This window comes from Streptomyces sp. NPDC005485, assembly GCF_040606085.1.
GTDB lineage: Bacteria > Actinomycetota > Actinomycetes > Streptomycetales > Streptomycetaceae > Streptomyces.
The window spans coordinates 1-8,165 of record NZ_JBEXDZ010000261.1; the positions used below are offsets into that span (position 1 = coordinate 1).

Annotated in this window: 5 protein-coding genes and 1 pseudogene; 3 read left to right on the forward strand and 3 right to left on the reverse strand. The window is 70.4% G+C overall.

The window, feature by feature from the left end; translation table 11 throughout:
- Positions 1–275 (forward strand): annotated as a pseudogene (locus ABZS97_RS42600) (cellulose-binding protein); the annotation flags it as partial.
- Positions 276–302: 27 nt separating this feature from the next.
- On the opposite strand, the gene ABZS97_RS42605 reads toward ABZS97_RS42600, so the two are convergent.
- The 3 genes from ABZS97_RS42605 to ABZS97_RS42615 all read right to left on the reverse strand — a co-directional run bounded on the left by ABZS97_RS42605 (position 303) and on the right by ABZS97_RS42615 (position 4,229).
- On the reverse strand, positions 303–1,883 hold the full coding sequence (locus ABZS97_RS42605; protein ID WP_356148861.1) for a cation acetate symporter: 1,581 nt from the start codon (positions 1,881–1,883) through the stop codon (positions 303–305).
- A gap of 128 nt (positions 1,884–2,011) precedes the next feature.
- Positions 2,012–2,452: a DUF485 domain-containing protein gene (locus ABZS97_RS42610; protein ID WP_356148852.1), complete on the reverse strand. Its 441-nt coding sequence runs from the start codon at positions 2,450–2,452 to the stop codon at positions 2,012–2,014.
- Between the two features lie 274 nt (positions 2,453–2,726).
- The gene (locus ABZS97_RS42615) at positions 2,727–4,229 is read right to left on the reverse strand and encodes an MFS transporter (RefSeq protein WP_356148865.1); all 1,503 of its coding nucleotides are present in this window, start codon (positions 4,227–4,229) and stop codon (positions 2,727–2,729) included.
- Positions 4,230–4,628: 399 nt separating this feature from the next.
- Here ABZS97_RS42615 and ABZS97_RS42620 point away from each other — a divergent pair, with 399 nt between their 5' ends.
- Together ABZS97_RS42620 and ABZS97_RS42625 are read left to right on the forward strand one after the other, a co-directional pair.
- Positions 4,629–5,417 (forward strand): ABC transporter ATP-binding protein, encoded by a 789-nt coding sequence (locus tag ABZS97_RS42620; RefSeq protein ID WP_356148855.1) that lies wholly within the window; start codon positions 4,629–4,631, stop codon positions 5,415–5,417.
- Positions 5,414–7,993: an FtsX-like permease family protein gene (locus ABZS97_RS42625; RefSeq protein WP_356148858.1), complete on the forward strand. Its 2,580-nt coding sequence runs from the start codon at positions 5,414–5,416 to the stop codon at positions 7,991–7,993. Before ABZS97_RS42620 ends, ABZS97_RS42625 begins: the two co-directional genes overlap by 4 nt.
- Positions 7,994–8,165: the final 172 nt, after the last annotated feature.

An 8,165-nucleotide genomic window follows, 5' to 3' on the forward strand; every position in this document is an offset into this window, starting at 1 on the left:
GCCATGTGGAGCTCGTGGCGCGCGCCGAGGCCGGCCTAGACGAGGCCCGGCGTGCCCTCGCCGAGGCCGAGGAGTCGGCCCGGCACCGCCAGGAGGACGCCGAGGCCCGTGCCGCCGAACTGCTGGCCGAGGCCCGGGTGTGCGAGGAGCGGATCCACCGGGAGACCGAGCGGGTGCTGCGCGAGCACGGCGAGACTTGGGACGACGTGAGCGCCCACATGGATCACGTACGGACCAGCCTCACGACCCTGACCGGGCGGGCCCCGGCCGAGTAGACCGGAGCACCGCCGCGGCGCCCGGGGTCACTCGCTCCTTCGTACGGCTCCTGCCAGGATCCAGCCCTCCACCGCCTCGTACTGGTGCCGTTGCTCCTCCGCCTTGCGGCGGCCGGAGGCGATCGTGCCCAGCCAGCCGAACGCGAAGCCGAGCGGGACGGAGACAAGGCCGGTGGTGGTGAAGGGGTACCAGTTGAAGTCGGCGTCGGGGAAGGCGGAGAACGGTGAGCCCGAGACCAGGTTGGTGCCGGTCATCAGGACGAGGACGCTGACCGTGCCGCCGATCAGGGTGGCCAGCAGGCCCGTTCGGGTGTAGCGGCGCCAGAAGAGGCCGTAGACCAGGGCCGGTGCTATGGCGGACGCGCCCAGGCAGAACGAGAGCGTGACCAGGGCCTGCAGGTTGGTGTGCTGGACGAGGGTGGCCAGCAGGATCGCGGTGACGCCGACCGCGAGGGCCGACAGACGGGCGAGGGTCATCTCGCGGCGCGGTGAGGTCGGCCGCGTTCCGCTCGCGAAGACGTCGTGGGCAAGGGAGTTGGCGCAGGCCAGGATCATTCCGGCGACCGAGGCGAGCAGCGTGAGGAAGATCGCCGCGGTGACGGTGGTGAAGAGGAACGCCTCCGCCGTCGACACGTCCGGCCCGAACGCGGCCCGCGAGCCCAGCAGATACGCCGTGTTGCCCTGCGGGTCGGCGCCCGCGATCGCCGCGCGCCCGATCAGTGCGGTCGCGCCGAAGCCGACGACCGTGATGACCAGGACGAACAGGGCCACACACGGGACGGCCCAGGACAGTGAACGGCGGACCTGGCGGGCGCTTCCCGCGGTGTACATGCGCATGGTGATGTGCGGCAGACAGGCGCCGCCGACCACGATCGTCAGCTCCGAACTGACCATGTCCAGCCGGGGGTAGGAGCCGCCTGTGAACTCCAGCCCCGAGTGCAGGAACGCCGGACCCACTCCGCTGTTGTCGGAGGCGGCGGCGAACAGCGCGCCCGGGTCCCAGCCGAAGCGGCTGAGGATCAGGGCGGCCACCAGCGTGCCGGAGCCGAGCAGCATCACGATCTTCATGATCTGGATGAGGGCGGTGCCCTTCATGCCGCCGATCGCCGCGTAGCTGATCATCAGTGCGCCGATCCCGACGATGCACCCGGTCTTCAGGGCGTCGCTGGAGAAGCCGAGGATGAATGCCAACAGATCGCCCGTGCCGGCGAGTTGGACGAGCATGAGCGGCAGCAGCGCGGCGATGGTCGTGGCGCACGCCGTGATGCGCACGGCGCGGCCCGGCATGCGGCGTGCGAGCGCGTCGCCCATGGTGAACCGGCCCGCGTTGCGCAGGGGTTCGGCCAGCAGGAACATCAGCAGCATCAGGGACAGGGCCGTGCTCAGGGCGAGGACGACACCGTCGTAGCCCGCGAGCGCGATGACCCCGCCCGTGCCGAGCACGGTCGCCGCGGAGATGTAGTCCCCGGCGATGGCAAGGCCGTTGCGCAGGGGTGAGAGCGAGCCGTAGCCCGTGTAGAACTCGTCGAGGTCGTCGCGGTCGGGGCCGGTCATCACGCACAGCAGCAGCGTGATGGTGGCGACCGTGGTGAAGGCGACAAGCGACATCGCCTGCCCCGAACTGCTGAACCCGGTCAGCCCGCCGGGCAGGCCGGCACTCAGGTGTTCGGCCAGGTGTCCGGTGGGTGCGGCGGGTGCGACCTGTGCGACGTGTGCCGTGACAGCGGCGGGTGCGGTCATCGTGCGGCCTCCCGCTTGGCGTCCAGCTCGGCCTGCTTGCGGATGCGGTCGGCGATCGGGTCGACGCCGTGCCGGGCCGTGTACTCGTACAGCCCGATCGCCAGGCAGGTGACCGGGACCTGGATCAGTCCGAGCAGCAGCCCCATGGACAGCCCGCCGGAGACGGTGCCCGTCATGAAGGACGGTGCGAACGCGGACAGGATCAGGAAGAGCGTGAAGTAGCCGAGCGCGGTGAACGTGGCCACGCGCCGCTGCCGGCGGTAGGCGGTGCGCAGCAGGCGCAGGTCACTGTGGTGGCCGAGGGCCGGCCGGCGGGGGTGGCGTTGCCTCGTCGGCTCCGTCGGCGGCGGCTGCCAGGGATAGGTGGTGTACGGGGGTGGGGAGGGGGCGGGGTTGTAGGGCGAGCGGTGGTCGGGGGACGAGAACGCGTCTGCCATCCCGTTTCTCCTTGCGAGGGCTCGGGTCCGGTGCGGACCGCAGGGAGCTGGGGGGTGAGCGACGCACGCTACTCGTAGGTAGCAGGCGATGGGAAGGTTTCAGCAAACTGAGTGGTCGGTATGCGCTTACTTCGGCAGACTGCCCTGACCTGCGGTGTTACCGGCGTTTACAGCCAGGGCCGGCCGCCGTTCGTGACGGAAACGTGAGCGACAGGGAGCCGGGATCCGTACAGCACCCGCTCGGAGATCCGTATCGCAGCCGTTCGGTCCGTCCTCAGTCCTCCGGGTGCGGCAGCACCGGGAAGCGGCGCGGGGCCACCAGCAGCAGGACGAGGAAGGCGAGTCCGGCCGCGCAGGCCGCGCCGAGGTAGACGGCGTGCACGGCGTCGGCGACCGCGTGGCGCAGCGAGTCGGTGGCGGCGCCCGGCGCGTCCAGGGCGCGGGTGACCGAGTCGAGATCGCCCGCGCCGCCGAGCCGGGTGGCGAGCACCCCGTTGGCGACGGCGCCGAAGAGGGCCGCGCCCATCGTCTGCCCGGTCTGACGGCAGAAGAGGACGGACGCGGTGGTCGTGCCGCGCTCGTCCCAGCCGACGGTCGACTGCACGCCGATGATGAGCGGGAGTTGGAAGAGGCCGAGGGCGCCGCCGAGCAGCAGCATCAGCAGGGCGGGCTGCCACGGCTCGCCCGGGTAGGGCAGGAAGGGGAAGGCGAGCAGCAGCAGCGTGGCCGTGCCGATGCCGAGCATCGCGGTGTTGCGGAAGCCGATGCGCCGGTACACGTGCTGGCTGAGCGCGGCGGCCACCGGCCAGCTCAACGTCCATACGGAGAGCACGAATCCGGCGGCGATCGGCGCGAGCCCGAGCACCGCCTGCGCGTACGTCGGCAGGAAGACCGTCGGCGCGACCATCAGCAGCCCCAGTGCGCCCAGGGCGAGATTGACCGCGGCGATCGTGCGCCGCCGCCACACCCAGCCCGGGATGATCGGCTCCGCGGCCCGCCGCTCGACGGCCACGACCACCCCGACCAGCACCAGTCCCGTACCGAACAGGGCGAGCGAGGGGGCGGACAGCCAGGCCCATGCCACCCCGCCCTGCACCAGCGCGGTCAGCAGGACGCCGCCGCAGGCGAAGACGGCCAGGGCGCCCGCCCAGTCGATGCGCGGCCTGCGGACGGCCGAGCGCCGGGGCTCGTGCAGATGGCGGACGATCAGCCACAGGGCGAGTGCGCCGACGGGCAGGTTGACGAGGAAGATCCAGCGCCAGTCGGCGTACGTCGCGAGGACTCCGCCCAGCGCGGGACCCGCGACCGCCGACGTCGCCCACACGGTGGACAGCTTGGCCTGGATCTTCGGGCGCTCCTTCAGCGGGTAGAGGTCCGCGGCGAGCGTCTGCACCGTGCCCTGGAGGGCGCCGCCGCCCAGGCCCTGGACGACCCGGAAGGCGATGAGCGCGGCCATGTTCCAGGCCGTCGCGCACAGCAGCGAGCCGACGAGGAAGAGGCCCGCGCCCGCCACCAGCACCGGTTTGCGGCCGAAGGTGTCGGAGAGCTTGCCGTACACCGGGAGCGTGACCGTCACGGCGAGGAGATAGCCGGAGAACAGCCAGGAGAAGACGGAGAAGCCGCCGAGGTCGCCGACGATCTGCGGTACGGCGGTCGACACGATGGTGGAGTCGAGCGCGGCCAGCGCCATCGCGAGCATGAGCGCGGCGACCACCGCGCGGCGGCGGCGGGCCTCGGCCCGGTCGTCCGCCGGTGCGCCGGTCCGCGCGGCCGGTATGTCCGTGTCCCCCTGAGCCACCGGATTCCTTCCCCCTGCATCCATCTCCGTCGACCACCTTCTCACTTGCCCCTCACGCGGCGGGAGGGTGGAGCCTTTGTGGACCGGAGGGTGGACCGAACCCCGAGAACGGCTCCACCCGGCGGTGGAGGGCCCCTAGGGGTATCTCCGTACTACGGCTCGGGGAGGGTTCGTCCCGTCGGAGGACGAGAAGGGGCGGGGCCCGTCCTTAACCTGGCTTTATGCCGCTGGGGGGCGGCGCACCCGACCCACGGGGGTGGGGTTTTCCCCAGCAAAAGACTGCGCTGAGCACCAGCGCGCAGGACCCCCGCGACGACCAGACTCAATGACGTAACCAGCGCACGTGAACCATCTGTTGACCGACATAGGAGACGTACCGTGACATCGGCTGTGACCATCACCAGGCACGGGGGCACTGGAGGGCGTACGGCCGTTGCCGCACGGGCGCGGCAGGTCGTGAAGGCGTACGGGTCCGGTGAGACCCGCGTCGTCGCCCTCGACCACATCGACGTGGACATCGCCCGCGGTCAGTTCACCGCGATCATGGGCCCCTCGGGGTCCGGCAAGTCCACGCTGATGCACTGCCTCGCCGGACTCGACACCGTGACCAGCGGACAGATCTACCTCGACGAGACCGAGATCACCGGCCTCAAGGACAAGAAGCTCACCCAGCTGCGCCGGGACCGGATCGGCTTCATCTTCCAGGCGTTCAACCTGCTGCCCACGCTCAACGCCCTGGAGAACATCACGCTCCCCATGGACATCGCGGGCCGCAAGCCCGACCAGGGCTGGCTGCAGCAGGTCGTCGAGACGGTCGGCCTCAAGGACCGGCTCAAGCACCGGCCGACGCAGCTCTCCGGCGGTCAGCAGCAGCGCGTCGCCGTGGCGCGGGCGCTCGCCGCACGGCCCGAGATCATCTTCGGTGACGAGCCGACCGGAAACCTCGACTCGCGCGCCGGCGCCGAGGTCCTCGGCTTCCTGCGCCGCTCCGTCGACGAGCTCGGCCAGACCATCGTGATGGTCACGCACGACCCGGTGGCCGCCTCGTACGCGGACCGCGTCCTCTACCTCGCCGACGGCCGCATCGTCGACGAGATGTACCGGCCCACCGCCGACGCCGTCCTGGACCGCATGAAGGACTTCGACGCCCGGGGACGTACGTCATGAGTGCCAACACCGTCCTGAAGACCTCGATGCGCAACTTCTTCGCGCACAAGGGGCGCATGGCACTCTCCGCCGTCGCGGTCCTGCTGTCGGTGGCGTTCGTCTGCGGCACCCTCGTGTTCACCGACACGATGAACACGACGTTCGACAAGCTGTTCGCCGTGACCTCCTCCGACGTCACGGTCCTGCCGAAGACGGCCAAGAGCGACGACACCCCGCAGAACGGCAAGCCCGAGTCGCTGCCCGCCTCCGTCCTCACGCAGGCGAAGAAGGTGCAGGGCGTCAAGTCCGCCGAGGGCGCCGTCAGTTCGATGAACGTGACCGTCGTCAACAGCGACAACAAGAACATGGGGTCCAGCAACGGCGCCCCGACCATCGCGGGCAACTGGACGAAGAACGACCTGCGTTCGATGGAGATCACCCAGGGCCATGCCCCGCGCGGTCCCACCGAGGTGATGGTCGACTCCGACACCGCCGACAAGCACCACCTCAAGATGGGTGACGAGCTGCGCACCATCGCCGTCACCGGTGACTTCAAGGCGAAGATCGTCGGCATCGCCTCCTTCAAGGTGACCAACCCCGGTGCCGCCGTCGTCTACTTCGACACCGCCACCTCGCAGCGCGAACTCCTCGGCGCCACCGGCCGGTTCACGCACATCAACATCACGGCCGCACGGGGCGTGAGCGACACGCGGCTCAAGCAGAACGTCATCTCCTCCCTCTCCGACGCCGGTGCGCTCAAGGTGCAGACGCAGAAGGAGAACGCCGACGAGAACCGCAAGGGCGTCGGCCAGTTCATGAACGTCATCAAGTACGCCATGCTCGGCTTCGCCGGCATCGCGTTCCTGGTCGGCATCTTCCTGATCATCAACACCTTCTCGATGCTCGTCGCCCAGCGCACCCGCGAGATCGGCCTGATGCGGGCGATCGGCTCCTCCCGCAAGCAGATCAACCGGTCCGTACTGGTCGAGGCGACCCTGCTCGGCGTCATCGGCTCGATCCTCGGAGTCGGCGCGGGTGTCGGCATCGCGGTCGGCCTGATGAAGCTCATGTCCTCGATGGGCATGAACCTCTCCACCGACGACCTGACGGTCAAGACGGCCACCCCGGTGGTCGGCCTGCTGCTCGGCATCGTCGTCACCGTCCTCGCCGCCTACCTCCCCGCCCGCCGCGCCGGCAAGGTCTCCCCGATGGCGGCACTGCGCGACGCCGGTACGCCTGCCGACGGCAAGGCCGGCCTCGTCCGCGGTCTGATCGGCCTGCTCCTCACCGGCGCCGGTACCGCCGCCCTCTACATGGCGGCCACCGCCAAGAAGGCGAGCGACGGCTCCCTGGTCCTCGGCGCGGGTGTCGTGCTGACCCTGATCGGGTTCGTGATCATCGGCCCGCTGCTCGCGGGCGGTGTGGTCCGCGTCATCAGCGCGGTCCTGCTGCGGATGTTCGGCCCCGTGGGCCGGATGGCCGAGCGCAACGCCCTGCGCAACCCGCGCCGCACCGGCGCCACCGGCGCGGCCCTGATGATCGGCCTCGCGCTGGTCGCCTGCCTCTCCGTGGTCGGCGCCTCGATGGTCGCCTCGGCGACCGACCAGCTCGACAAGTCGGTCGGCGCGGACTTCATCGTCGAGGGCAACCAGCGGATCGTGCCGCAGGCCGAGAAGGCCATGCAGGCCTCGCCCGGCCTGGCGCACGTCACCCGCTACAAGGAGATCCAGGCCAAGCTGACCTCCCCGGACGGAACGACGGAGGACAGCGAGGTCACGGCCGCCGACCCGACGTACGCAAGCGACCTGCGCCGTGAGACGACCGAGGGCAAGCTGACCGCGGCCTACGGCAGCGACGCGATGTCGGTCGGCTCGGACTACGCCAAGAAGCACGGCGTGCACGTCGGCGACACCATGACCGTCGCCTTCAAGGGCGGCCGCACGGCGAAGCTCAAGGTCGCCGCGGTCACCGACGACGACTCGGTCTTCGACCAGGGCGCGCGCTACATCAGCCTCACGACCATGGCGAAGTACCTCCCCAAGGACCGGATCCCGCCGAACGTGATCATGTTCGCCGAGGCCAAGAAGGGCCAGGAGAAGCAGGCGTACGCGGCCCTGAAGAAGGCCATGGAGCAGTACCCGCAATACGACGTCCGCGACCAGACCGACTACAAGCAGGAACTGAAGGACCAGGTCGGCCAGTTGCTGAACATGGTCTACGGCCTCCTCGCCCTGGCGATCATCGTGGCGGTCCTCGGTGTCGTGAACACCCTCGCCCTGTCGGTGGTGGAGCGGACGCGCGAGATCGGCCTGATGCGGGCCATCGGGATGTCGCGCCGCCAGCTTCGCCGCATGATCCGCCTGGAGTCGGTCGTCATCGCGCTCTTCGGCGCACTGCTCGGCCTCGGCCTCGGAATGGGCTGGGGGGCGACCGCCCAGAAGCTCCTGGCGCTGGAAGGCCTGGGCATCCTGGAGATCCCCTGGCCGACGATCATCGGGGTCTTCATCGGCTCGGCCTTCGTGGGCCTGTTCGCCGCCCTGGTCCCGGCCTTCCGGGCGGGCCGGATGAACGTACTGAACGCGATCGCCACCGACTGACGGACCACCGGACAGCCACCGCGCACGGGGGTCGCGGGGGATGGGGGGAACGGGGACGGGCCCGGGGGGGGGGGGGGGGCCCGTCGCGGGCCGGGCCCCCGCCGAGGCCGCCCCAGCGAGCGTCGAATCCAACCACAGGGGTGAGGCGGAGGGGGTCGGGGGTGGTGGGGGT